This window comes from Microbacterium sp. NPDC087665, assembly GCF_044743285.1.
In the GTDB taxonomy this organism is placed as follows: domain Bacteria; phylum Actinomycetota; class Actinomycetes; order Actinomycetales; family Microbacteriaceae; genus Microbacterium.
Genome location: NZ_JBIUWD010000002.1, coordinates 416,936 through 441,007 on the forward strand (window position 1 = coordinate 416,936; position 24,072 = coordinate 441,007).

General features: G+C 69.7%; 22 protein-coding genes and 1 tRNA gene. 6 read left to right on the forward strand and 17 right to left on the reverse strand.

Annotated features, from left to right (window positions below):
* Positions 1 to 28 precede the first annotated feature (28 nt).
* Positions 29 to 1,285 carry a winged helix-turn-helix domain-containing protein gene (locus ACIOSY_RS05520; RefSeq protein WP_400850247.1) on the forward strand — a complete coding sequence of 419 codons (1,257 nt, stop codon included), beginning with the start codon at positions 29 to 31 and terminating at the stop codon, positions 1,283 to 1,285.
* A complete protein-coding gene (locus ACIOSY_RS05525; RefSeq protein ID WP_400850250.1) occupies positions 1,282 to 2,184 on the forward strand; it encodes a hypothetical protein in 903 nt (300 codons plus the stop codon). The genes ACIOSY_RS05520 and ACIOSY_RS05525 overlap by 4 nt, the downstream gene beginning before the upstream one ends.
* A 6-nt stretch (positions 2,185 to 2,190) precedes the next feature.
* Here ACIOSY_RS05525 and ACIOSY_RS05530 read toward each other — a convergent pair whose 3' ends face one another.
* From ACIOSY_RS05530 to ACIOSY_RS05540, 3 genes are all read right to left on the reverse strand, one after another.
* Positions 2,191 to 2,757, reverse strand: a complete 567-nt coding sequence (locus tag ACIOSY_RS05530) for a LemA family protein (protein ID WP_400850253.1) — start codon at positions 2,755 to 2,757, stop codon at positions 2,191 to 2,193.
* A gap of 92 nt (positions 2,758 to 2,849) precedes the next feature.
* Complete coding sequence (locus tag ACIOSY_RS05535) at positions 2,850 to 4,163, reverse strand: D-arabinono-1,4-lactone oxidase (RefSeq protein ID WP_400850257.1); 1,314 nt, start codon at positions 4,161 to 4,163, stop codon at positions 2,850 to 2,852.
* Positions 4,160 to 5,407: an alanine racemase gene (locus ACIOSY_RS05540; protein WP_400850260.1), complete on the reverse strand. Its 1,248-nt coding sequence runs from the start codon at positions 5,405 to 5,407 to the stop codon at positions 4,160 to 4,162. Before ACIOSY_RS05540 ends, ACIOSY_RS05535 begins: the two co-directional genes overlap by 4 nt.
* Before the next feature lie 88 nt (positions 5,408 to 5,495).
* On the opposite strand from ACIOSY_RS05540, the gene ACIOSY_RS05545 reads away from it, so the two are divergent.
* A tRNA-Leu gene (locus ACIOSY_RS05545) sits at positions 5,496 to 5,568 on the forward strand.
* 25 nt (positions 5,569 to 5,593) lie between these two features.
* Here ACIOSY_RS05545 and ACIOSY_RS05550 read toward each other — a convergent pair.
* The 10 genes from ACIOSY_RS05550 to ACIOSY_RS05595 form a co-directional block, all read right to left on the reverse strand.
* Complete coding sequence (locus tag ACIOSY_RS05550; RefSeq protein ID WP_400850263.1) at positions 5,594 to 6,352, reverse strand: cation-transporting ATPase; 759 nt, start codon at positions 6,350 to 6,352, stop codon at positions 5,594 to 5,596.
* 295 nt (positions 6,353 to 6,647) lie between these two features.
* Positions 6,648 to 8,126 (reverse strand): NAD(P)/FAD-dependent oxidoreductase, encoded by a 1,479-nt coding sequence (locus ACIOSY_RS05555; protein ID WP_400850266.1) that lies wholly within the window; start codon positions 8,124 to 8,126, stop codon positions 6,648 to 6,650.
* Between the two features lie 39 nt (positions 8,127 to 8,165).
* Positions 8,166 to 9,458, reverse strand: a complete 1,293-nt coding sequence (locus ACIOSY_RS05560) for a S8 family peptidase (RefSeq protein WP_400850269.1) — start codon at positions 9,456 to 9,458, stop codon at positions 8,166 to 8,168.
* Positions 9,459 to 9,469: 11 nt separating this feature from the next.
* Positions 9,470 to 10,030 carry a DUF501 domain-containing protein gene (locus ACIOSY_RS05565; RefSeq protein WP_400850272.1) on the reverse strand — a complete coding sequence of 187 codons (561 nt, stop codon included), beginning with the start codon at positions 10,028 to 10,030 and terminating at the stop codon, positions 9,470 to 9,472.
* Positions 10,031 to 10,077: 47 nt separating this feature from the next.
* A complete protein-coding gene (locus ACIOSY_RS05570) occupies positions 10,078 to 10,653 on the reverse strand; it encodes a septum formation initiator family protein (RefSeq protein WP_400850275.1) in 576 nt (191 codons plus the stop codon).
* A 54-nt stretch (positions 10,654 to 10,707) separates the two neighbouring features.
* Positions 10,708 to 11,988, reverse strand: a complete 1,281-nt coding sequence (gene eno / locus ACIOSY_RS05575) for a phosphopyruvate hydratase (protein ID WP_400850278.1) — start codon at positions 11,986 to 11,988, stop codon at positions 10,708 to 10,710.
* A 118-nt stretch (positions 11,989 to 12,106) separates the two neighbouring features.
* Positions 12,107 to 12,766 (reverse strand): O-methyltransferase, encoded by a 660-nt coding sequence (locus ACIOSY_RS05580; RefSeq protein WP_400850281.1) that lies wholly within the window; start codon positions 12,764 to 12,766, stop codon positions 12,107 to 12,109.
* Between the two features lie 56 nt (positions 12,767 to 12,822).
* Positions 12,823 to 13,779: a lysostaphin resistance A-like protein gene (locus ACIOSY_RS05585; RefSeq protein ID WP_400850284.1), complete on the reverse strand. Its 957-nt coding sequence runs from the start codon at positions 13,777 to 13,779 to the stop codon at positions 12,823 to 12,825.
* A complete protein-coding gene (locus ACIOSY_RS05590) occupies positions 13,776 to 14,825 on the reverse strand; it encodes a DUF1648 domain-containing protein (RefSeq protein WP_400850287.1) in 1,050 nt (349 codons plus the stop codon). Before ACIOSY_RS05590 ends, ACIOSY_RS05585 begins: the two co-directional genes overlap by 4 nt.
* Positions 14,822 to 15,193 (reverse strand): GntR family transcriptional regulator, encoded by a 372-nt coding sequence (locus tag ACIOSY_RS05595; protein ID WP_400850290.1) that lies wholly within the window; start codon positions 15,191 to 15,193, stop codon positions 14,822 to 14,824. Before ACIOSY_RS05595 ends, ACIOSY_RS05590 begins: the two co-directional genes overlap by 4 nt.
* A gap of 113 nt (positions 15,194 to 15,306) precedes the next feature.
* Here ACIOSY_RS05595 and ACIOSY_RS05600 point away from each other — a divergent pair, with 113 nt between their 5' ends.
* Complete coding sequence (locus tag ACIOSY_RS05600) at positions 15,307 to 15,777, forward strand: DUF4442 domain-containing protein (protein ID WP_400850293.1); 471 nt, start codon at positions 15,307 to 15,309, stop codon at positions 15,775 to 15,777.
* A 42-nt stretch (positions 15,778 to 15,819) separates the two neighbouring features.
* A complete protein-coding gene (locus ACIOSY_RS05605) occupies positions 15,820 to 17,058 on the forward strand; it encodes an APC family permease (protein ID WP_400850296.1) in 1,239 nt (412 codons plus the stop codon).
* Here ACIOSY_RS05605 and ACIOSY_RS05610 read toward each other — a convergent pair.
* The 4 genes from ACIOSY_RS05610 to ACIOSY_RS05625 form a co-directional block, all read right to left on the reverse strand.
* Positions 16,975 to 17,889, reverse strand: a complete 915-nt coding sequence (locus ACIOSY_RS05610; RefSeq protein WP_400850299.1) for an SGNH/GDSL hydrolase family protein — start codon at positions 17,887 to 17,889, stop codon at positions 16,975 to 16,977. The genes ACIOSY_RS05605 and ACIOSY_RS05610 overlap by 84 nt on opposite strands.
* A 64-nt stretch (positions 17,890 to 17,953) precedes the next feature.
* Complete coding sequence (gene hisS / locus ACIOSY_RS05615; protein WP_400850947.1) at positions 17,954 to 19,225, reverse strand: histidine--tRNA ligase; 1,272 nt, start codon at positions 19,223 to 19,225, stop codon at positions 17,954 to 17,956.
* A gap of 67 nt (positions 19,226 to 19,292) precedes the next feature.
* Positions 19,293 to 19,958: a MazG family protein gene (locus ACIOSY_RS05620; RefSeq protein WP_400850302.1), complete on the reverse strand. Its 666-nt coding sequence runs from the start codon at positions 19,956 to 19,958 to the stop codon at positions 19,293 to 19,295.
* Positions 19,959 to 19,996: 38 nt separating this feature from the next.
* Entirely contained in the window at positions 19,997 to 21,163 is a 1,167-nt protein-coding gene (locus tag ACIOSY_RS05625) for a Na+/H+ antiporter NhaA (RefSeq protein WP_400850305.1), read from the reverse strand.
* A 107-nt stretch (positions 21,164 to 21,270) separates the two neighbouring features.
* Between ACIOSY_RS05625 and ACIOSY_RS05630 the strand changes: the two genes are divergently transcribed.
* A complete protein-coding gene (locus tag ACIOSY_RS05630) occupies positions 21,271 to 23,967 on the forward strand; it encodes a phosphoenolpyruvate carboxylase (RefSeq protein WP_400850308.1) in 2,697 nt (898 codons plus the stop codon).
* Positions 23,968 to 24,072 lie beyond the last annotated feature (105 nt).

Below are 24,072 nucleotides of genomic sequence, written 5' to 3' on the forward strand. Positions count from 1 at the left end.
GTCGGAGCCCGGCGATACGCTGGCCGACGTGACCGAAACCCTCAGCGCCCTGCAGGCGCGTCGTATCGCATTGGCGGCTCAGGGCTTCACGCGCGCGCGGCCGACGTCGGTCTCGACCCGACACATCCATCGGGTGATGGATCGGCTCGGGGTCCTGCAGATCGACTCCGTCAACGTCTTCGCGCGCTCGCACTACCTGCCGCTGTTCTCCCGGCTCGGGGACTACGACCCTGCGCTGCTCGATCGGGTCTTCCTCTCGCGCACGACGCACTACGTCGAATACACCGCCCACGAGGCGACGTTCATCCCGATCGACGACTGGCCGCTCTGGCAGTTCCGGATGGACGATTTCCGTCGCCGCTGGGAGGGCGAAGACTCCTGGACGAGCCAGAACGCGCGCACGCTCGCATGGGTGCAAGACGAATTGCGGGCCAGAGGGCCGCTGCGTCCGGTCGATCTGCGCGAAGACGCGCCCCGGGAGCGCGGTACGTGGTGGGACTGGGACGACGTCAAACTGGCACTCGAGCACCTGTGGCGCACCGGAGACGTCGCGATCAGCGGACGCAAGGGGTTCGAGCGCACGTACGCCCTCGCCGAGCACGTCATCCCCGAGGCGGTGCGCGCCCAGACGATTCCCCGTGCCGACGCGATCCGCGAACTCGTGCGGCGGGCCGCACGCTCGTCGGGTGTCGCCACGCAGTCCGATCTGGCCGACTACTACCGCATCCGCGATCGGTCGGCGGTCTCGCAGGCGATCGACGACCTCGTCGACAGCGGCGATCTCCTCCCCGTGCAGGTACGCGGATGGGAGCGGGCAGGGCGCCCGATCCCCGCCTGGCGCCACCGTGAGGCCGCACTCCCCCGCGCTGTGAACGCCGCCGCCTTGCTGACGCCGTTCGATCCGGTCGTGTGGTTCCGCGATCGCGCGTTGCGGGCCTTCGGTCTCGACTACCGGATCGAGATCTACGTTCCCGCCGAGAAGCGCCGGTACGGCTATTACTCGCTGCCCGTACTCGTCGGCGACCGCATCGTCGCGCGCGTCGATCTCAAGGCCGATCGTGCGACGTCGACCCTGCAGGTGCAGTCGGCCTGGTGGGAACCGCAGGCGCGACCCGATGACGCCCCGCCCATCGCTCGTGAACTCGCTCTCGCCGCCCACTGGCAGGGGCTCGAGCACGTCTCGGTGTCGGGCTGGGGCGATGCGGCCGAGGCGCTCCACGCGGCGCTGTTCAGCCAGGGCGGCAGGGTGAAGAGGCACGTCCACGCCCGCGAGGAGCGCCCATGAGCCTTCGAGCACGCCTCCTCATCGCCGGCGGTGCCGCGATCGTGATCGTCATCGGGGCGGCGACGATCTGGATCGGGCAGTCGTCAGCGCCCGTGTCGGCAGAAGATGCGGCCGCCGCCTACCTGCGTGCACTCGAGTCCGGAGATTCGGCCGCCGTCGAGGCCACCGGAATCGCCGTGACACCGGAGGCGCTCGCAGCGTTCGATGAGGCGGATGCGCTGATCGACGAGGCCGCTGTGACGGCCGTCGAACAGGCGGACGCAACGGCCACGGCCGACGTGTCCTTCACCCTCGGCGGCGCGACGCACGACGCCGAACTCTCGCTCGCGCTGACGGACGGGTCGTGGACGGTGGATTCTTCCGGCCTGGGCACGGTCAGCGCGAAGACGTCACCCGGCACGGCCATCTCGCTCGGGGCCGCGACGTTCACGGCATCCGACGACATCGTTCTGCTCCCTGCGGTCTATGCCGCCGTGGCTGCTCCCGCCGATCTGCTCGACGGTGGCGCCGACGTCGTCGTGCTGCCCGGAGCGCAGACGGAGATCTCCGTCGACGCGGTGCTGCTCCCCGAGGCGACAACGGCAGCGCAGCAACAGCTCGATGAGCATCTGGAAGAGTGCACGTCGAGCGGCGAAGTCGTTCCCGACGGCTGCGGCATCCGCATTCCCTGGGGCACGGACTTCCGCGACGTCTCAGAGGTGGGCTACCGCATCGACGCACTGCCGACGATCGTGCTCTCCGAGTCGGGGTTCACTGCGGCAGACGGCGCACTCGTCGCCACCGTTTCCGGCACCGGGCAAGACGGCACCGCGCGCACCCTGACCTATCGCACCGACGACTGGTCCGTGCGCGGGGATGTGACCTTCAGCGATCGCGAGCTAATGCTCGAAACGTGGTGATCGGGATCAGAACTGCACGCGCGGCGGCTCGGAGATCGCACCGCTGTCGGCGACCTCGAAGAACTCGCGCTCAGTGAAGCCGAGGCCCTTGGCGAAGAGGTTGTTCGGGAACACCTTGATCTTGGTGTTGAGCTCGCGCACACCACCGTTGTAGAACCGACGGGCCGCCTGGATCTTGTCTTCGGTGTCGACCAGCGCCTGCTGCACCTGGAGGAAGTTCTGGCTCGCCTGCAGCTGCGGGTATGCCTCTGCGACGGCGAAGAGACTGCGCAACGCCTGCTGCAGGTGCCCCTCGGCGATGCCTGCGGCCCCCGGCCCACCCGCCGAGAGCGTCTCGGCCCGGGCACGCGTGACGTTCTCGAACACGGCCTTCTCGTGAGAGGCGTAGCCCTTGACCGTCTCGATGAGGTTCGGGATGAGGTCGGCTCGACGCTTCAGCTGGACGGTGATGCCGCTCCATGCTTCGTCGACCCGGACATTCAACTGCACGAGGGAGTTGTATGTGGCCCAGAGATAGATTCCGATCAGCAGAATCACACCGACGATGATCAGTACCGGCACGAGCCATTCCATCAGAGGCCCACCCTTCCTCGTGTTTCTCTCATCCTATCCGGCACTCCTGCACGTGGACTGGGCGCGGAGCACCCCAAGTCCTGTGAATCCGTTCAGGCGCCGAGGACGCGGTCGAGATATCGGTTGCGGAAGAGGCGATCCGGATCGAGTCGGTCGCGCAGTGCGAGGAAGTCGTCGAACCGCGGATAGCGCTCGCGCAACTGGTCGGCGCCCAGAGTGTGGAGCTTGCCCCAGTGCGGTCGTCCTCCGAACTCGAGCAGGATCTGCTCAACCGCCTCGAAGTACGCGGTCGGATCGGCGCGCCAGTACCGATGCACCGCGATGTACGCGGTGGGACGCCCGTAGGCCGTGGACAACCAGCGGTCGTCCTGCGCCGCGAAGCGGACCTCGATCGGGAACTCGATGCGCCAGCCGCGCTCGGCGATCAGGGCCTGCACGGCACGGAAGGCCGGCACCGCGTTCTCGGCGGGCACGGCGTACTCCGTCTCGCGGAAGCGCACGGTGCGCGCCTGCGTCAGCACGCGGTGGGAGTGGTCGGTGTACTGACGGTCTCCGGTGAGTTTCACCGCGAGGCGGCTGAATGGGGGCGTGACGGCCGGGACGACCTGGCCGGCGGCGCACACCGCACGGTAGACACCGTTGGACAGGAGGGATTCGTCGATCCACTTGCCGACGAGAGGCAACGGCTTGCGCACGGTCGACTCCGGCAGACGCGTCTGGCGCTTCGTGAGTGCGACATCGGTGTGCGGGAACCAGTAGAACTCGAAGTGGTCGGATGCTGCGGCGCGGTCGTGCACGGTCGCGAGGACATCGGCGAGCGGAGCGGGCTCATCCACCGCCTGAAGCACGAACGCCGGGACGCACTGCAGCGTCACCTCGACGATGATGCCGAGGGCGCCGAGTCCGAGCGCGACGGCGGGCAGCATCTCGGCATTGTGCTCGTCGTCGACGCGCAGGAAATCTCCTGCGGCCGTGACGAGAGTGACGCCCACCACCTGGGTGGCGAGTCCGCCGAACTCCGTGCCCGTGCCGTGGGTGCCTGTCGAGATCGCCCCGGAGATCGACTGCCGGTCGATGTCGCCGAGGTTCTCCATCGCGAGGCCGTACCGGGCGAGCAGGCCCGGAATCCGGTGCAGCCGCGTGCCGGCGAGCAGCGTGACGCGCCCGGTGACCGTATCCGCAGCGACGAGGCCCTGCATGTCGTCGAGCTCGAGCAGCACCCCGGGTGCGACCGCGATGCCCGTGAAGCTGTGTCCTGCGCCGACCGCCTTGATCGTGAGCCCCTGCGCCGCGGCGGCTTTGACCGCGCGTTGCACGCCTTCGGGGCTGCGAGGGCGCTCGACGCGCACCGGTGTGACCGATGCCGACCGCCCCCAGTTCTGCCAGGTGCCGCCGATTCTCGTCACAGGAACGCCTTTCCCTCGCCGCGATAGGTCGGCAGCTCGCCGATGACCTCATCGCCGGAGACGAGGTGGTACGCGTCGATGCGCTCGGCCGGCTCCCCGCTCTTCGCGTGGCGGAACCAGACGCGGTCTCCGACTCCGAGACCGCTGGCCGCGCGCCCCTGCAAGGGCGTCTGCACCTCTCCGGCCGCTTCGCGCGACAGCGTGTGGAGGCCCTGGGGCCACACCGGGCGCGGCTGACGCGAGGCGACGGGCGGTCCGGAGGCGATCCACCCTCCACCGAGAACGGTCGCGATGTCGGGCGCCGGACGACGCACGACGTCGAAGGCGAACGCCGAAGCGGGTGCGGGCTGGAACGACCGGTAGCCGTCGAAGAGGTGGCCGCCGAGCAGCCCGCTGCCGGCACTGGCCTCGGTGAGCGACTCGTCGCTGCCCGTGAACTCCAGCGAGCCGGTTCCCCCGCCGTTCAGGAACTCGAGCGGAGCCACGTCGGTGACGGCCGCGACGATCGCCGCGCGCCGCTCGCGCAGCTCGGCGCGGGAGCGCGCCTGCACCATTCGGATCAGCGGAGCATCCGATCCTGCATCGTCTCCCTGACCGGCGATCTGCGCGTCGTACATCTGCAGCCCCACGAGCCGGAACCCCGGTCGGGCGACGACGGCGCGGGCGAACGACGCGACCTCTCCGGGCGTGAACAGCGCCGAGCGGCGGACACCGATGTGGCCGAGCAGCCCGGAACGCCACGACGCATCCACGTCGATCGCGACGCGGATCTCGGGTCGGTTGCCGGGCGCTGCGACGCTGTCGATGAAGTCGAGGTGCACGAGGTCATCGACCATCAACGTGATCCGCTGCGCGGCCTGCTCGTCGGCGAAGAGCTTCTCGAGCGCGGCGCGATCGACCGTCGGATACCCGATGACGATGTCGTCGTGCTTCTCGGCGAGCCACAGGGCCTCGGGCAGCGTGAAGGCGAGGATGCCACGGTACCCGGGAAGCTCGAGCACCGCGTCGAGAACGGCCCGGACCCGCACCGACTTGGATGCCACGCGGATCGGCAGACCGCCCGAGCGCACCAGCATGTCCATCGCGTTGTACCGCAGCGCCTCGCGATCGATCACGGCGACCGGCGCGGGGAGATGACCGGTGGCGGCGGACAGCCGCGACCAGTACCGGGCGGGGTCCTCCCACTCAGGGGCGACCGCGGGTCGTCGGGAATCAGGGCTCAGTTCAGCTGTGAGATCGAGCACTCCCCCACCCTACGGCTTCTCGGACTCAGGGTCACCACATGCGGTACCCGATCGCAGAGCATCCCCTTCGCTAGGCTTGCCCGAACGGGCCCCCGTAGCCCAATGGCAGAGGCAGGCGACTTAAAATCGCTTCAGTCTGGGTTCGAGTCCCAGCGGGGGCACCTCTCGCGCAGCATCCGTTCCCCGTCAGCGCCCGAACAGATCCCGGATGCCGGGGAGGCCCAGGTCGCCGAGGCGCTCGCCCCATGCGCTCGCCGTGTCTCCGAGCCCGGAGACGGCCTCGCCCGCTGAACCGACGAGGCCGTCAGCCGCTCCGGCGAGCCCCTCCACGTCGAACCCGCCGGCGAGTGCTTCGAGGTCGACACCCTCGGCCAGGGCCGTGAAATCGACGCCGAGGTTCGACGCCTGCTCGAGCAGCGGCGCGCCCACCGTGCTCAGCACGGCACCACCCGCCACCGCACCGAGAACGCCGACGGCGGCTCCCCCGACGGCACCCGCGGCGCCGCGCCCGCGCACACGAGACAGCAACGTGCGCACGCGCCCCGGGCGTGCAGCTTCGGCGCGTCCGGCCGCGCGTGCGAGGTGCTCGGGCGAGGCGGACGCCGGCTGCTCATGCGGCTCCAGGTCGACACGCATCCGTTCCTGCACCTGCACCCGCTGCTGGGGGGTGAGGCGCGCGAACGCGTCACGGTGGATCTGCTCGATCTGGTGCGGCTCCGCGGTCTGCAGCAGGTAGTCGTAGCGGGCGATCGCGGCGCGATCTGCATCGCTCGCCGGAGGAGCAGAGGCGGATGCCGGGGGCGGCGCGTACTCGTTTCGAGGCGCCGTGCGTTGCGTGGGCGTGGACGCCGGCTGAGCCGGTCGAGGGTTCTCCGTGCGGTTCTTCGACGGGTCCATGTCGAGGGCCTGCGTGGCGAGTCCGATGAGGCGAGAGAGCTTTCCCATGGTGCGGTGGTTCCTTCGTGCGGTCTGCAGACGGCCACGAACCCCACGACACCGGATGATGCGAGGGGACCACGGCCGTCCACGAATGCGGACGCCAGGTCTCCTCCACCCCTACGGGGCCGGCGGGCCGGGACATGATGACATGTCCGTATTGACGACACCACCGCAGACGGGAGTACTCCCCTTGCCCGCCCGACGCTACCGAGTCGAGCTATGAACGCCATGCGAACGCCACCGCCCGGGAACGGCGAACGCCCCGACACCGTGAGGAATCGGGGCGTTCGTTCGAGCGAGATTACTTCGCGGCGGCCGGCTCGACGACCGTCTCCGCAGCGGGCTTCTCGGCCGCAGGCTTCTTCGCGGCGGGCTTCTTCGCGGCGGCCTTCTTCACCGGAGCCTTCTCGGCGGCGGGCTTCGCAGCCGCAGGCGCCGCTGCCGGAGCAGCATCCGCCGCCGGACGCGGACGAGCAGCGAACTCCTCGAACACGTAGCGCGGGTTCTGCACGGTCTGCAGGTTCACGATGTCGCGACCCAGCCACAGGTTGTTCCACCAGCCCCACAGCACGCGCCACTTGCGCTCCCACGTCGGCATCGCGAGACCGTGGTAACCACGGTGCGCAACCCACGCGACGAAGCCCTTGAGGGCGATCTTGCCGGACTGGAAGACGCCGTTGTACAGGCCGAGACCCGCGACAGCGCCCATGTTCTTGTGGAAGTACTCCTTGGGGTCTTCCCCACGGAGCACTGCGACGAGGTTCTTCGCGAGCAGCTTCGCCTGACGCACCGCGTGCTGGGCGTTCGGCACGCAGAACCCGCCGACGCCACCACCCGAGAGGTCGGGGACGGCGGACACGTCGCCAGCGGCCCAGGCACCCTCAACGAAGGCTTCGGGCGTGCCGACGCGCAGGTCGGCGCGGGTCTGGATGCGACCGCGCTCTTCGATCGGCAGGTCGCCGCCGCGCACGACGGTCGGGTTCGCCATGACACCGGCGGTCCAGACGATCACGTCGGTGGGGATGACCTCGCCCGTCGAGAGCTCGACGTTGCCGTCGATCGCGCTCGTGAGCTGCGTGTCGAGGTGCACGTTCGCACCGCGCTTGGCCAGATCCTTGAGGACCCACTCGCTGGTCTGCAGCGAGACCTCGGGCATGATGCGGCCCATCGCCTCGATGAGGTGGAAGTGCGTGTCTTCGAAGCGCAGCTGCGGGTACTTGCCCACGAGCGCCGAAGCGAGGGAGCGCAGCTCGGCGAACACCTCGATGCCGGCGAAGCCACCACCGACGACGACGACGGTCAGCAGACGGTCGCGCTCGGGTCCGGCGGGCAGCGATGCCGCCTTGTCGAAGTTCGACATGACGCGGTCGCGGATCGCGACGGCCTCTTCGATCGTCTTCAGGCCGATCGCGTTGTCGGCGATGCCCGGGATCGGGAACGTGCGCGACACGGCGCCCGCGGTGACGACGATCTGGTCGTACGCGAACTCGTAGGGCTCACCCGACGGCGGAGTGATCGTGGCGACCTTCTCGGCGTGGTTGATTCCGGTGACCTTGGCCGTGACGACGTTGGTGCGCTTGAGGTGACGACGGTGCGCGACCACGGAGTGGCGGGCCTCGATGGAACCGGCGGCGACCTCGGGGAGGAACGGCTGGTACGTCATGTACGGCAGCGGGTCGACCATGGTGACGTCGGCTTCGCCCTTACGCAGGTGCTTTTCGAGCTTCCATGCGCTGTAGAAGCCTGCATAGCCTCCACCAACGATCAGAATCTTGGGCACAATGCTGTTCTGAGGCACAGGGGGACAACTCCTCGGGAGTCAGGAATGTGGCGTACGTGGAGCGCGCGCCGATCGGATGCGCCGGGCAGCTGCGGTGACGCCAAGCCCCATCAGGATACCAGGGACTGTGAGTGCAATGAGCGGCAGGGTACCGTAGCGCAGAGATTCAGCGCTGGGAAGCAGCGGTGAACCCGCTTCTGTGGGCGCATCGGCATCGGGAAGCGGCGCGACTTCGACGGGAACGGCCGTCGGTTCGGGCTCTTCGACGGTGTCGGCTCGACGATAAAGACGGATCCACTCGGCGAGGTCGCCCATCGGATTCTTGTCGACGGCGGGGAGGTCGGCCGCGATCGCGGCTGCCGCGTCGACCAGACCGTAGCCGTAGAGCGGGTCGGGCACCTTCTGCACACCCGGCACGGGGATGGCGGTCTTGATGATGCGGTTGATGACGTCGATCGCCTTGATGTCGGGATGCGCCGAGCGGATGAGGGCGGCGATACCGGCGACGATCGGTGCCGCGCCGCTCGTGCCGCTCCAGGAGGCGAGCTTTCCGTCGGCGGACACTCCGAGAAGCCCCTCGCTGGGGGCGGAGATGCCGATCGTGATGCCCTGGGTCGACGCCTCGATGCTCGCCGTGCCCGTCTGATCGACACCGGCCACGGTCAGCACACCGGGGATCGTGGCGGGAGCGCCGATGATGCTGGTGCCGCTCCCCCGGTTACCGGCGGCGACGACCACGACCACATCGTGCTCGAAGGCGTAGAGGAACGCCTCGTCCCAGCTCTTGTCCCAGTCGAGGGTGTTGGTCGTGAAGGAGAGATTGATGACGTCGGCACCGTGGTCGACCGCCCAGCGCATCGCCTTCGCGACCTGCTCGCTGAAGGGAACGGCGGCCGCGGCTCCGAACCCGACGGAGATCGACAGCAGGTTCGCCTCGGGGGCCACGCCGATCATGCCGGTGCCATCGGCCGCACCGCGGCCTGCGGCGAGCGAGGCGACCCACGATCCGTGGTTGCCGTCGACCGCGCCCAGCGGCGTGCGTCCGTCGGGCGAACCCGCTCCGGACACGTCGGTGCCGCCGACCACGGCATCGCCGAACGCCTCGGGCACCTTGCCGATGCCGGTGTCGATGACCGCGATGGTCACGCCTTCGCCGCGGGTGGTCTGCCAGGCCTCGCGGATGCGCGCGCCATCGAGCCAATACTCCTGAGCACGGACGGGATCGGTCGGGTCGTCGGGTACCGGGCCCGTTCCCGGGCCGGGCGTCGCGGTGGCGCCGAGGAGCAGGACGGATACCGCGACCACCGCGAAGGCGGCGGTGCTGCGCAGCATCCGTCGGGCCGTCACGAAGACGTGCCCGTCTCGTCGCCGACGGAGGTCTCGTCGCGCAGCGCCGCACCCGGGTCGTCGCACCGGCAGACGTCGGGCGACCACGACGACCGCGCGAGCGCGATGTCGCCGATCGGGTTCACTCCGGGACCGGCCGCGAGCGCGTGACCGGCCAGCGCGTGCAGGCACTTCACCCGAGTGGGCATGCCGCCCGCCGAGATGCCGTCGATCTCGGTGACATCGCCGAACTGCAGGCGGTCGGCGAGGTAGGCCTGGTGGGCCGAGAGATAGGCGGCCGAGATCGCCTCGTCGTCGGCGAGCATCGCCGCGAGCTCGGGCATCACCTGCGTGGCCTCGAGCGTCGACATCGCCGCGGTGGCCGCCGGATGCGTGAGGTAGTAGAACGTGGGGAAGGGCGTGCCGTCGGGCAACCGGGGCGTGGTCGACACGACCGTCGGGTTGCCGCATGCGCACCGCGCCGCGATGCCGACGACGCCGCGGACGGTACGACCGAGCTGGGTCGAGACGACAGCGAGTTCAGCGGCGGTGGGAGCGGGGAAGGGCGGCGTAGTCACCCCACCAGCGTAGGGGAGGCCGCCGAGAAGATGCTTCGAGCCGATGCTCAGGGCGCGACCGCGGCGGTGTCGCTGAGGCCGCTCGCCGTGAGGGTGCGCAGCAGCTGCGGCATCCAATCGGCGGTCTTCTCCTCGAGCGTGTCGCTGACGGGCTCCTGCTCACGGGGAAGAGCCGCGGGGTCGAGGTCGTTGTCGATGAGGAAGACGACCTCTCCGGGCTTGACGTAGTAGAGGCGCTCACGCGCCTGGGTGGTGATGTACGCCGGATCCTGCCAGCGCTCGCGCTCTTTCTGCAGGTCGGCGATCTGCTCTTCACTGACCTGCACCGACGCTTCGAGCGCCGCGATCTTCTGACGCTGATCGATGAACGTGCCGAGCGTCGGCACGAGCACCCAGGCTCCGAGAACGACCAGAGACAGCATGATCACCGAGAAGGCGGAAAGGCGGATGCCGGAGGCCCACTCCCGCACGTCGACACGGCGTTCCGACGTGGCGCGGCGCTCGGCCGCAGACTTCGGAGGTCGGTTCGCGGCCTTGCTCGCGGCCTTCTTCGCTGACTTCTTCGATGGGGTGGGCGTGGCAGCGCCCGGAGACGCCGAAGGAGGAGCCGGTCGTCGTACCACGGCTCCTCCTCCGTCATGCCGCTACAGGAGCGGCGTCTTCTGTCTCAGCTGCACTCAGGCCTGGGCGCGCGGGAACGCCGAACGACCGGCGAAGACCGCTGCGTCGCCCAGTTCTTCCTCGATGCGCAGAAGCTGATTGTACTTCGCGACGCGCTCGCTGCGAGCAGGCGCACCCGCCTTGATCTGACCCGCGTTGGTGGCGACGGCCAGGTCGGCGATCGTGGTGTCTTCGGTCTCACCCGAGCGGTGCGAGAGCATCGCCGTGTAGCCCGAACGCTGCGCGAGGCTGACCGCGTCGAACGTCTCGGTGAGCGTTCCGATCTGGTTGACCTTCACGAGCAGCGAGTTGGCGACGCCGCGCTTGATGCCGTCGGCCAGGCGCTGCGGGTTGGTGACGAACAGGTCGTCGCCGACCAGCTGCACCTTCGAGCCGAGCACGTCGGTGAGGTGCTTCCAGTTGTCCCAGTCGTCTTCGGCGAGAGCGTCTTCGATCGTGACGATCGGGAAGTCGTTCACCAGGCCGACGTAGTACTCGGTGAGCGCCGCAGCGTCCCAGTCCTTGTTGTCGAGGCGGTAGACGCCGTCCTTGAAGAACTCGGTCGCCGCGACGTCGAGGCCGAGGGCGATGTCGGTGCCCGGCGTGAAGCCGGCCTTCTCGATCGCCTTCACCAGGAAGTCGAGGCCCTCGCGGTTGCTGGGCAGATCGGGGGCGAAGCCGCCCTCGTCGCCGAGGCCCGTCGCGTAGCCGGCGGCCTTGAGCTCGCTGCGCAGCACGTGGTAGGTCTCGACACCCCAACGGAGTGCCTCGGAGTAGGTCTCGGCACCGATCGGGGCGAGGAAGAACTCCTGCATGTCGATGCCGTTGTCGGCGTGCTCGCCACCGTTGATGACGTTGAACAGCGGAACGGGCAGCACGTGCGCGTTCGGGCCGCCCAGGTAGCGGAACAGCGGCAGATCAGCCGAGTCGGCCGCGGCCTTGGCGACCGCGAGGCTCACGCCGAGGATCGCGTTCGCGCCCAGACGCTTCTTGTTCTCGGTGCCGTCGACCTCGTTGAGGATCTCGTCAACGATGCGCTGCTCGCTGGCTTCGACGCCCTCGAGTGCCGGGCCGAGCTCGTCGATGACGGCCTCGACGGCCTTCAGCACGCCCTTGCCGCCGTAACGGCTCTTGTCGCCGTCGCGCAGTTCGTACGCTTCGAACGCACCGGTGGATGCACCGGAGGGGACGGCGGCGCGCTGGACGATGCCATCGTCGAGCAGTACCTCCACCTCAACGGTCGGGTTTCCGCGCGAGTCGAGAATCTCGCGTGCGCCTACAGCCTCGATCAGTGCCACTGATGTGCTCCTTGCTCAGGGGGAAAACGTTGTGTGGAGCGTCGTCGATCCGCGCCCAGTCTAGCCCGCCCGGTCGGAGCCCCCGGAGAACGATGGGTGAAGCGGGGACGACCTGCCGTCAGACGACGACGGCGAGCGCGATGCCGTCCCAGCCCTTCACCCCGACGGTCTGCAGTGCGGTGGCATCGAAGCGGGGGTCGTCCCCCAGCATCCGCAGTCCGTCGCGTGTGCCGACGACCTTCGAATCGGTCGAGTCCTCGCGCACGATCTCGCCCTCGCGACCGATGTTGTCGAGCACGATGACGGTGCCGGGGTGCCCGAGCTTCGCCGCCCAGTCGAGGTAGACCGTGTTCGACTCCTTGTCGGCGTCGATGAAGACCAGATCGAACCCGCCGACCAGAGTCGGCAGCACGTCGGCACCGCGTCCGATGCGGATGTCGACGCGATCGCCGACACCCGCCGCGTCGATACTCGCCCGCGCGACGGCCGCGTTCTCGGCCTCCGCCTCGATCGTGACCACCCGCCCGTCGGGGCCGACGGCGCGTGCGAGCCAGATCGTCGAGTAGCCGCCGAGTGTGCCGATCTCGAGCACGCGCCGCGCGCCGCTGATCCTCGCGAGCAGGTTCAGGAGTTTGCCGCCGACCGGCGCCACCTCGATCTCGGGCAACCCGGCGGCGCGCTGCGCGGCGAGAGCCGACTCCAGCGCGTCATCGTGGCCGACGAGCGTGTCGGCGAGGAAGGCATCGGCGTTCGACCAAACTTCGGGCGTGGATTCCATGGGCTCAGCCAACCGTTCGTCGCGGGGACCGTCAAGGGGGTGTCGGCGCAGACGGTTCAGCTGCGCGGAGCCGACAGCAGTCGTCCCCGCGCGCCCGCGAGCTCGGGCTGACGACGGAACTGACCGGTCACGATCAGCGCCCCGATGACCACGGCGAGCACGATCCACGTCGCGACACCCAAGGGGCCGGCGAGCGCGAGGTCGGGCTGAGTGGCGGCGAAGATGATCACCGCTCCGCCGGCGGCGTTGATCGCGCCGTGGGCGATCACGGCCGGCCAGAGCGATGCCGACCGCAGACGCAGCCACCCGAGCACGATGCCCCACGCGACGCAGCCGCCGATCATGAACAGCACGCCCGTGATGTCGGTGCGCCCGAAGTTGTAGCCGAGCAGGATCACGGGGCTGTGCCAGAGACCCCAGATGGCTCCGCTGAGCAGCAGGGCCGGCCACGTGCCGAGTGGACGGAGGGCGGGAAGCAGCCAGCCGCGCCACCCGATCTCCTCGCCGAAGGTGACGAAGCAGTTGATCAACGCACCGACCGGTATCGAGGCCAACTGAGCCATGACGAGGAGGCCGACCGGGGGAAGCTCGGCCCCCGCCGGCAGCATGCTCTCGAGTTGGGCGGCGAAGGCTGCGAACGTGAAGTCGAGCTGCACGAAACCGAGCGCCGCGGCGACGAGGATGCCGAGGGCGATGAGCAGTGGCGGACCGAACCATCCGAGCACGATGAACCAGATCACGCGCTTCGCGGGCCGCAACGGCCACAGACCGAGGAACCTCGCCCTCTCGCCCTTGGCCGGCGTGCGCAGGGCGAAGGTCACGACGAGCGTGGCGAGCGCCGGGGTGAACATCATCACCGGCAGCAGCACGCCGACCATCGGCTCGGCGAGACCGTCGCCCAGCCACAGCGGCAGGGCGACGGCCCAGGCCAGACCGCAGGCGAGCACGACGAAGACGACGACGGCGACCCAGGGGACCCGTCGGGCGGTGGGTGGGAACGGGTGGGTGGTCATCGGGATTCTCCTCGTTCGGACACGGAATGGTCGGGGCGTGCATCGACGTACGCCTGCAGCAGCGCCGCGCCTTCATCGGCACGGTCGATCGTCACCACGAAGGGACGACGACCGACGCGGGAGACTTCGATCGCGGCCCCGCGGCGCAGCACGATGCCGTGGCGGCCGTCCGTGCTGATGCGCCATCCCCAGCCACCGAACTCGGCGAACGGGTTGATCTCGCGAGCGCGGACCGCCGTGACCTGCGCGACGGGGATGGTGACACGCGGAATGCCGAGCAGAGAACGCGCGGAGAACGCCTCGGGCGTGATCCGCACGCGGAACACGGCGGTGACGGCGACCGCTCCGCATACCGCGGCGAGCGCGATCACACTCACCCAGCCGGAACCGGGGTCTCGTGCGAAGAGGAAGGCCGAGAGCGTGATGTTCGCGACGACGACGGCCGCGAGCCCCCACAGCACCGGCCGGGGCATCGCCGTGGTCGCGACCCAGACGACACGTTCACCGGGGACGACCTCGATGGCGCGCGTCGATTCGAGCGACGCACCGGGCGTCGCGTCGACACGCGGCTGCACGGCCCACGCCGCCGCCCCGACGACGAGCAGAGCCGGGAAAGCGACCGCGATCACTCCCCCGATTCCGGGCGTCTGCGTCGCATCGTCGAGCCCACGCTGCAGCGCGACCGATCCGAGGCAGAGCACGAGGGCGAATGCGGACATCCCAGCGGCCATCCCTCCCATGAATCGCGCGGTGGCGCCCCAGGATTCGCGACCGGTCGCGAAGGTCATCACGGCGAGGAGAGCGGGGATGCCGAGTCCGACGCCGATCATGAGCCAGAGAAACGTCGAGGGCGGCCCGAAGCCGTCGACGCCGGTCGTGCCCCAGTGGATGGCGACCGGGTCGGGGAGATCGGGCATCCACTGGAGGATCACGGCGACGCCGATCACGGTGATCACGAGCGGCACCACCAGCGCGACGATCCCGAACCGAAGGCGCGCAGTCTTCAGCCGGGGTGCGGGTTCACGGCGGAGGTCGTGTTCGGTCATGAGGCGTTCCCCTTTCCGGGAGGGCGGTGTTCCTTGACGACGGCGGCGAGGGTCTCCGCACTGATGCCGAGACCCTCGGCGCGCTGGACGAGCGCGCTGATGTCGTGCGCGAGCGCGGCGAGCGGAGCAGCCGATGCCGCGACGACGGCTCCGCGACCGCGGCGCAGGTCGACGAGGCCTTCATCGCGGAGACGCTGATAGGCGTGCAGCACGGTGTGCAGGTTGATCTCGAGCGCTGCCGCGACCTCGCGGGCGGCCGGCAGATGGTCTCCCGGGGCGAGGCGCTCCGCGAGGATGTCGGCACGCACGGAGGCCGCCACCTGGTCGTAGAGCGGACGGGAACTGTCGGGGTCGATCCTGATCAGCATCACGCCTCCGTCCGTCGTCTCGCGAATTTATAGTAATTCTATGTGAACTATAACAACTGTCGCAATCCTCCAGCGGTCTTTGCCGCTCCCGCCTCCTCCGCCACACTGGCGCCATGCGCATCACTCCCCGCCGCCTCGCCCTCGGCATGAGCCTGTGGATCCCCAACCTGTTCAGCGGCATCCGCATCCGCCGCTTCCGTGACGACTGGACGCACGCCACCGTCGAACTGCACGTGAACGTGTTCACGCGCAACTACGTCAAGACGGCCTTCGGCGGGTCGATGTCGGCGATGACCGACCCGTACTTCTTCATGCTGGTGATGCATCAGCTCGGGCGTGACTACGTGGTGTGGGACACCCGCGGCGAGATCGAGTTCGTCAAGCCCGGACGCGGCGTGCTCACCGCCGAATTCGAGGTGTCACCCGCCAAGGTCGACGAGATGCGCGAGAAGGCGCACGGCGGAGCGAAGGTGCTCGAGTGGTTCGAGACGGTCATCACCGACCGCGAGGGCGATGTGGTGGCGCGCGTGCGGCGCGAGGTCTACATCCGTGAGAAGAAGCGTGTGACCGAGTCCCGTCGCTGACCTCGTCACCACCCGTTCACCGGTTCGTGCGACGATGACCGGATGCCCCTCGCCCGCCGTCTGACTCTCGGCGACGCCGTGTTCATCGGTCTCGGCTCGATGATCGGCGCCGGTGTCTTCTCGGTGTGGGGTCCGGCGATCGGCGTCGCGGGCAACGGCCTGCTCGTGGCCCTCGCGATCGCCGCGCTCGTGGCGTACTGCAACGCCACGGCATCGGCGCAGCTCGCGGCGGCGCATCCCGTGGCGGGCGGCACCTACGCGTACGCGCGGGCCGAGATCGGGCCGTGGTGGGGATTCATCGCCGGCTGGAGCTTCGTGGTCGGCAAGATCGCCAGCTGCGCGGCGATGGCGATGACCTTCGCCGCGTATGCCGCGCCGGCCGGCTGGGAACGGGTCACGGGCATCGTCGCCGTCGTCGCGTTGGTCACCGTGAACTGCTTCGGGGTGACCCGCACGGCTCTGCTCACCCGCATCCTGGTGGTCTGCTCTCTGCTCGGCCTCGCCGTCGTCGTCGCGGTGGGTTTCTCGGGCGGCCCCGCCGCGTCGCCCCCTCCACTCCCCGACACCACGGCCTACGGGGTGCTCCAGGGAGCAGGCCTGCTGTTCTTCGCGTTCGCCGGCTACGCGCGCATCGCCACCATGGGCGAGGAGGTCACCTCGCCCGCCCGCACCATCCCCCGCGCCATCGTGCTCGCTCTGGCCGGCGCCGTCGTCGTCTACGCCGTCGTCGCGGTGGTCGTCATGGTCACGCTCGGAGCGGATGCCGCGCGCAGCACCGCTCCCCTGGTCGATGTCGTGGCCACCTCCGGGTGGCCGGAGCTGACACCCGTCGTTCGCATCGCCGCCGCGGCTGCGTCGCTGGGCGCCCTGCTCGCTCTGCTCACCGGCATCGGCCGCACGACACTCGCCATGGCCCGCGAACGCGACGTGCCCTCGTTCCTCGCGACGATCGACCCGCGCTGGCAGGTTCCACGGCGGGCAGAGGTGACGGTCGGCCTGATCGTCGTGATCATCGTGCTTGTCGCCGATCTGCGCGATGCGATCGGCTTCTCGTCGTTCGGAGTGCTGCTGTACTACCTGATCGCGAACGCGGCGGCGTTCCGGCAGGGGGCACCGGCCCGCCGCTACCCGCGCGCTCTGCAGGTGATCGGCGCCCTGGGCTGCCTGCTGCTCGTCAACTCGCTGCCGGTCGTCGCCTCACTCGTCGGCACCGCGGTCGTCGCCATCGGTGTCGTCTATCGGATGCTGCGACTGCGGCGGCTCCGTAGGATTCGCCGCTGAGGGAGACCGTCGCGCCGATGCCAGGGCACGGTCGGCGGCCCGGCACGCGGCGGGGAGCAAAGCCTCGGCCGTGCGCCGGTAGCCGAGCGGGCTCGGATGGAAACGGTCGAGACTGAACATCTGCTCCGGCTCGTCGAAGAACATCCGCCCGACGGAGCGACGCAGATCGACGGGCTCGGCCCCCGCGTGACGTGCGGTCTCGGCCTGGACCTCGGCGAGTCTGCGCGACAGGCTCGACACGATCCGGCGCAGCGGCTGCGGCACCGGACGCAGCGACCCCAGATCGGGGCAGGTGCCCACCACGACCTCGGCCCCGCGCTCGCGCAGGCGCCGGATCGCCTGGTTCAGATGGTGCGCCGAGACCGACACCGGCAGACGATGCGTGACATCGTTTCCGCCCACCACGATCACCGCGACATGGGGCCGATAGTCCGCGGGGAGCCCGTCGAGCTGCGCCTCGAGGTCGGGCGACTCCGAGCCGACGACCGCCGCCGTGCGCAGGCGCACCGGGCGATGCATCCGCCCGGCCATCGCCTTCGCGAGGCGACCGCCCAGCGTCTCCTTGCGCCGCGCTGCTCCGAGGCCCGCCGCGAGCGAGTCACCGAGCAGAACCAGCTCGATGGGTGCGCCGTCGAGCGCGCGCCGCCACACGCGATCCGCGTCGAGCGACTCCTCGCCCAGGGGTTTGCCGATGCGCCGCCGGGCGATCGCGGCCTGACGGGTCAGCAGCATCCGCCCGGCGAAGACGACGCCGACGACCGCGGCAGCGGCACCGGCCGCACCGGCCGCACCGGCCGCACCGGCCGCACCGAGGAGACGCGCACGAGGCATGCCCTGATCCGACACCGCCGACGTGAACGCCGCGTGAACGGCATCTGCGACAGCACCTGTGGGGTCAGGCGAGCGGCTTGCGCTCCAGCTCGGTCGCGCCCGACGAGACCGTCGCGAACGCCGTGAATCCCTCGGCGGATGCCCGCTCGAGCAGTGCCTTGAGATTCTTGGTGCGGCGTTCCAGCCGCACGCGGGCGCCCGTGGCGATGAGCGCGGTCTTGTGGGCGAGCAGCTCGGCGACCGGAACGTCGGTGTCGTGGATGAGCACGATGGCCTCGGCCTCGGAGTCCGCTCCGGCCGTGACGAGGTCGACGAGGCGCTCGAACCCGAGCGAGAAGCCGACAGCCGGCACCTGCTGCCCGAGGAAGCGCCCGATCATGCCGTCGTAGCGTCCGCCACCACCGAGCGAGTAGTCGACCGAGGGGTGGGCGAGTTCGAAGATCGTGCCCGTGTAGTACCCCATGCCGCGCACCAGGAACGGATCGAAGACGAGCGGAACATCCGTCTGCCCGCGTCCGGCGGCGACGGCATCGCCGATTGCGACGAGATGCTCGACGATCTCGTCAGGGGCGTTCTCGGGCAGCGCCTTGCGGATCTGCCGCTCGCCGAATGCGTTGTACTCGAGCGTCTGCGGGCGGCGCAGGAACTCCTCGAACGCGTCGATGGCTCCCGATTCGCTGGGTTCCTGAGCCTGTCGAAGGGCACGATCGCGCAGTTCCGCGGCGACCCCGTCGGGGCCGATCTTGTCGAGCTTGTCGATCGTGATGAGAACGCCGGGGCGCTCCTCTTCGGCGAACCCGAAGCTGTCGAGCATCCAGTCCAGCACGCGACGGTCGTTGATGCGGATCGTCGCGCCCTCGAGCCCGAGCGCGTCGACGGCATCGAGCGAGGCGACCATGAGCTCGGCCTCGGCACGCGAGGAGTCGTCGCCCATGATGTCGATGTCGCACTGCACGAACTGGCGGTAGCGACCCTTCTGGGGCCGCTCTGCCCGCCAGACCGGACCGATCTGGATCGAGCGGAAGACGCCGGGGAGCTGACCGCGGTTGCTGGCGTAGAAGCGGGCGAGCGGCACGGTGAGGTCGTAGCGCAGCCCCAGGTCGGAGAGCGCAGCCGGGTCATCGGCGGCGGCGCGGATCGCGTCGGCATCGAGTCCGCGGCGCAGCACGTTGTAGGCGAGCTTCTCGTTGTCGCCGCCGATGCCGGAGTGTAGGCGGGCGTAGTCCTCGACGACCGGTGTCTCGATCTCGTCGAAGCCGTGCGCCAGATAGCGGTCGCGGATGACGGAGAGCACGCGCTCACGGCGGGCCTTGTCAGCGGGGAGGATGTCGCGCATTCCGCGCGGCGGGTTCACAGTAGCCACGGCTCCATCTTTCCAGGTCTGCCGACGCCCCTGTGCCGGGTCAGTGCGCGGACTCGGCGGCGCGCACGTCGTCTTCGAGGGATCGCAGGCGTTCGCGCAGCGCGCGCTCCGCATCCCAGCCCTCGGCACGGGCTCGCCCGACCAGTGCGAACAGCGCTTCACCGAGCTCTGCCTCGGAGGTCGGCCCGTGGGCCGCGGGAGTCTCGAGGCCCGCCCCTGCCGCTCGTCCCGCGAGCTTCTGGGCCAGGGCGAGCGCAGGCATTCCGCGGGGCACACCGTCGAGCACGCTGGTCCTGGTGCGCTTCTCGGCGGCCTTCGCCGCGTTCCAGTGCACGAGCACCTCTTCGGGCGTGGTCGCCGTCTCGCCCGCGAAGACATGCGGATGCCGTCGCACCATCTTCTCGGTGAGGGTGCGCGACACGTCGTCGAGGTCGAACGGATCGTCGGGGTCCTGCGCCGCGATCGCCGCGTGGAACAGCACCTGCCAGAGCAGATCGCCGAGTTCCTCGCGCAGATCGGCGCGGGTGCCGCTCTCGACGGCGTCGATGACCTCGTGCGACTCCTCGATCAGGTACGGCACCAGGTCGCGGTGGGTGATCTGCTGCGACCAGACGCACCGTTCGCGCACCGCGCGCATCGTGTCGGCCGCGGCGCGCAGAGGGTCGCGTGCGGTCTCGGCATCGAACGTACCCGAGCGAGCATCCATGGTTCCTCCTCCGTCGAGACGAGCGCTGCCGTCGGACATCACGAGACCTCGACGGGGAAGCGACGGTAGTAGCGGGCGCGCAGGGAGACGACGACGCCAGCCACGAGCAGCGAGAGGAGCGACCCCACGAGCACGCCGAGGATCGCCTGGTCGCGGATGCCCGCGTCGTTCTCGAAGGCGAGGTTCGCGAGCAGGAGAGAGACGGTGAACCCGATGCCGCCGAGCGAACCCGCCGCCAACAGGTCGGGGAACGGGAGCGCCGGCGCAGTGCCACGCGGACGGATGCGCATCGCGAGCCAGCCGAACAGACCGATGCCGACGATCTTGCCCACCGGCAGGGCGACCACGATGCCCCAGAAAGCGGGCGAAAGCTGCGTCGGCGAGACCTGCGGAATGACCACGAACGCCGCGACGAACGCGAACAGCGGCAGGATCGCGCCGTTCACCGTCGGCTCCAGCGCGTGCCGGGAGCGACTCGCCGGAGTCGGCGCCATGACGAGCCCCAGCAGGACACCGGCGATGGTGGCATGGATGCCGGAAGCGGCAACGAGGCCCCAGCAGACGACTCCGACGACGACCATCAGCACCGCGATCGCCGTATGTCCGGTCGCACCGAGCCATCGGCTGAGCAGCCAGAACACGGCCACCGCCACGACGCCCGAGCCGAACAGCAACCAGTCCACGTCGTGCGCGAACAGCACCGCGATGAAGATGATGCCGATGATGTCGTCGAGGATCGCGAGGGCGAGCAAGAACACGCGCACGGTCGACGGCAGGCCGCGTCCGAACATCGCGAGCACACCGAGGGCGAAGGCGATATCGGTCGCCGTGGGGATCGGCCATCCGGCCGCCGTCGCACCGTCGCCGGCGATGAGCAGGTACACCGCGATCGGCACGAGCACTCCCCCGGCCGCCGCGATCGCCGGCTGCACGGCCTTGCGCGGCGAATCGAGCTCGCCGTGCGTGAGTTCGTGGCGCAGTTCGATAGCCACGACGAAGAAGAAGACGGCGAGCAATCCGTCCGACACCCAGTGCGCGACCGAGAGATCCAAACCGGTTCCCGGCACCGCGAGATGCACGTCGAGAGCGTCGGCGATCACCCCGTGCGTCGGGAGGTTGGCGAGCAGCAGACCGAGGCCCGCGGCAACGAGAAGGAGGACGGCCGGGAACTGCTGGCCGCGAAGGGGGTTCGCCGAGATACGCATCCCCTCCATGGTAGGCGCGGGCTCCTCGGCCGCGCCGCCGGTGCGAAGGAGCCGTCGCACATCGTCATGCGTTCGGAGCACCCCGTCGACCGGGATACTCTCGAACGGTGATCCCCGAACACAGCTTCTCCGAGCCCACGAACACCGAAGCCATCCGCGTCATCGGGCGCTTCGAGGCAGGCCAAGGCATACCGGACGCCATGCGCTCCGACGTCAGGATGCTGGGCGGGCTGCTCGGCCAGGTGCTGCGCGAGGCGGGTGGAGACGACCTGTTCGACGACGTCGAGCGCCTGCGCCTGGCGACCATCCAGGCCTACGAAGACTCCACCTCCGACGCGTTCGTGCGTGCCGCCGCGATCGCCGAGTCCTTCACGATCGCCCGCGCCGACGAGGTCGCTCGGGCCTTCACCTGTTACTTCCACCTGGTGAACCTCGCCGAGGAGCACCAGCGCGTTCGTGTGCTGCGCGAGCGCGCCGGTCAGCCCGGCCGCGAAGACGCCGCCGACACGGTCGCCACCGCATACGCGCGCCTGCGCACCGAGGTCGGCGACGACGAAGCACGACGCCGCCTCGACGGCCTGCGCTTCCACCCGGTCTTCACCGCTCACCCGACCGAGGCACGCCGCCGCGCGGTGTCGTCGAGCATCCGCCGCCTGTCTGAACTGCTCACCCAGCACGACGCCGCGAGCGTCGGCGGTGCCGAAGAGCACCGTGCGCGCCGTCGCATGCTCGAAGAGATCGACACGCTGTGGCGCACGGCCCCGCTGCGTTCGCAGAAGCCCTCGCCCACCGATGAGGTGCGCACCGTCATGGGCGTGTTCGACGAGACGCTGTTCACCACCGTGCCCCACGTCTACCGCCGCATCGACGACGCGCTCCGCGGCGAAGACTCCGGTGCCACCGCCCCCGTCGTGCCGGCATTCGTGCGCATCGGCTCGTGGGTCGGCGGCGACCGCGACGGCAACCCCTTCGTCACGGCATCCGTCACGCGCGAAGCGTCGCAGATCGCTTCCGACCACGTTCTGCGCGGACTCGAACGCGCCCTCGACCGCATCGGCCGCACGCTCACCCTCGACGCCGAGAGCACGCCGCCGAGCGCCGAGGTCGCCGCCCTCTGGGGTGCTTTCGCCGCGGCCGACCCGCAGGCGGCCACCGAGCTCGCCACGCGCTCCCCCGACGAACCCCACCGACGCGTGCTGCTGCTGCTCGCACACCGAGTCGCCGCCACTCGACGCGGTGACAGCGCGCAGCGCTACGGGCAGCCCGAAGAACTGCTCGCGGACCTCCGGGCCGTGCAGACCTCGCTCGCGGCATCCGGCGCCCGCCGTCACGCCTTCGGCGGCGTGCAGCACCTGATCTGGCAGGTCGAGACCTACGGCTTCCACCTCACCGAGCTCGAGGTTCGTCAGCACTCGCAGGTGCACGCGAAGGCTCTCGCCGAGCTGGAGTCGGGTGAGGCGATCAGCGCCCAGACCGAAGAGGTGCTCGAGGTCTTCCGCGCGATCGCCGAGATCCAGCGCGACCGCGGCCTGCGCGCCGCCGGTCGCTACGTGGTCTCGTTCACGCAGGCCGCCTCCGACCTCGCGAACGTGCACAAGCTCGCGCGGCACGCACTCGGCGACGACGCGCCCGTGCTCGACGTCGTTCCGCTGTTCGAGACCTTCGCCGACCTGCAGGCGGCCCCCGGCATCCTGGCCGAGGCCGTGACGTTCCCCGAGTTCCGGGCACGCATGGCAGCCACCGGCAACCGGCTCGAGGTCATGCTCGGCTACTCCGACTCGTCGAAGGACGTCGGCCCGGTCGCCGCGAACCTCGCCCTGTACGAGGCGCAGGAGAGGATCGCCCAATGGGCGCAGGATGCCGAGATCGAACTGACCCTGTTCCACGGTCGCGGTGGTGCGCTCGGTCGTGGCGGCGGACCCGCCAACTCGGCGATCCTCGCGCAGCCGCCGCACTCGGTCGACGGACGCTTCAAGCTCACCGAGCAGGGAGAGACGATCTTCGCCCGCTACGGCGAGCCGGCCATCGCGATGCGCCACATCGATCAGGTCGCCGCGGCCACCCTGCTCGCGTCGTCGCCGACCGTCGAGAAGCGCACCAGCGGCGCGGCCGCACGCTACGCCGAGGTCGCCTCCGTCATGGACCGGTCGTCTCGTGAGCGGTTCTTCTCGCTCGTGAAGGCCGAGGGCTTCGCGCCGTGGTTTGCCACGGTCACCCCTCTCGAGGAGATCGGTCTGCTCGCGCTCGGTTCGCGTCCCGCACGCCGTGGGCTCTCGGTCGAGTCGCTCGAAGACCTGCGCGCCATCCCGTGGGTGTTCGCGTGGACGCAGGCGCGTATCAACCTCGCCGGCTGGTTCGGACTCGGCACCGCGCTCGATGCGGTCGGTGACGAGGCTCTGCTGATCGAGGCGTATCGCGAGTGGCCGTTGCTGCACACCATGATCGACAACGTCGCGATGAGCCTCGCGAAGACCGACGAGCGCATCGCCCGCGAATACCTCGCGCTCGGCGACCGTGACGATCTCGCCGCTCTCGTGCTCGACGAGCTGGCGCTGACGCGGCAGTGGGTGATCCGTCTGACCGGCGGTGACGGACTGCTCGAGAACAAGCCCGTGCTGCAGCGTGCCGTCCAGTTGCGCAGCCCGTACGTCGACGCACTCTCGCTTCTGCAGCTGCGCGCTCTGCGTGCGCTGCGCGCGCCGTCGGATGCCGAGGCCACGGGTTCTGGAGCCGACGCCGAGCAGCAGCGCCTACTGCTGCTATCGGTCAGCGGTGTCGCCGCCGGCCTGCAGAACACCGGGTGAGCCCGGGGCGGTCATCCGGATTCGGGGCGCGAGCGACGCCCGCTAGAGTGAAAACTCGCGCCCGATCCGGCGCCGCTTCACGCGACACGATCGCCTGCACCACAA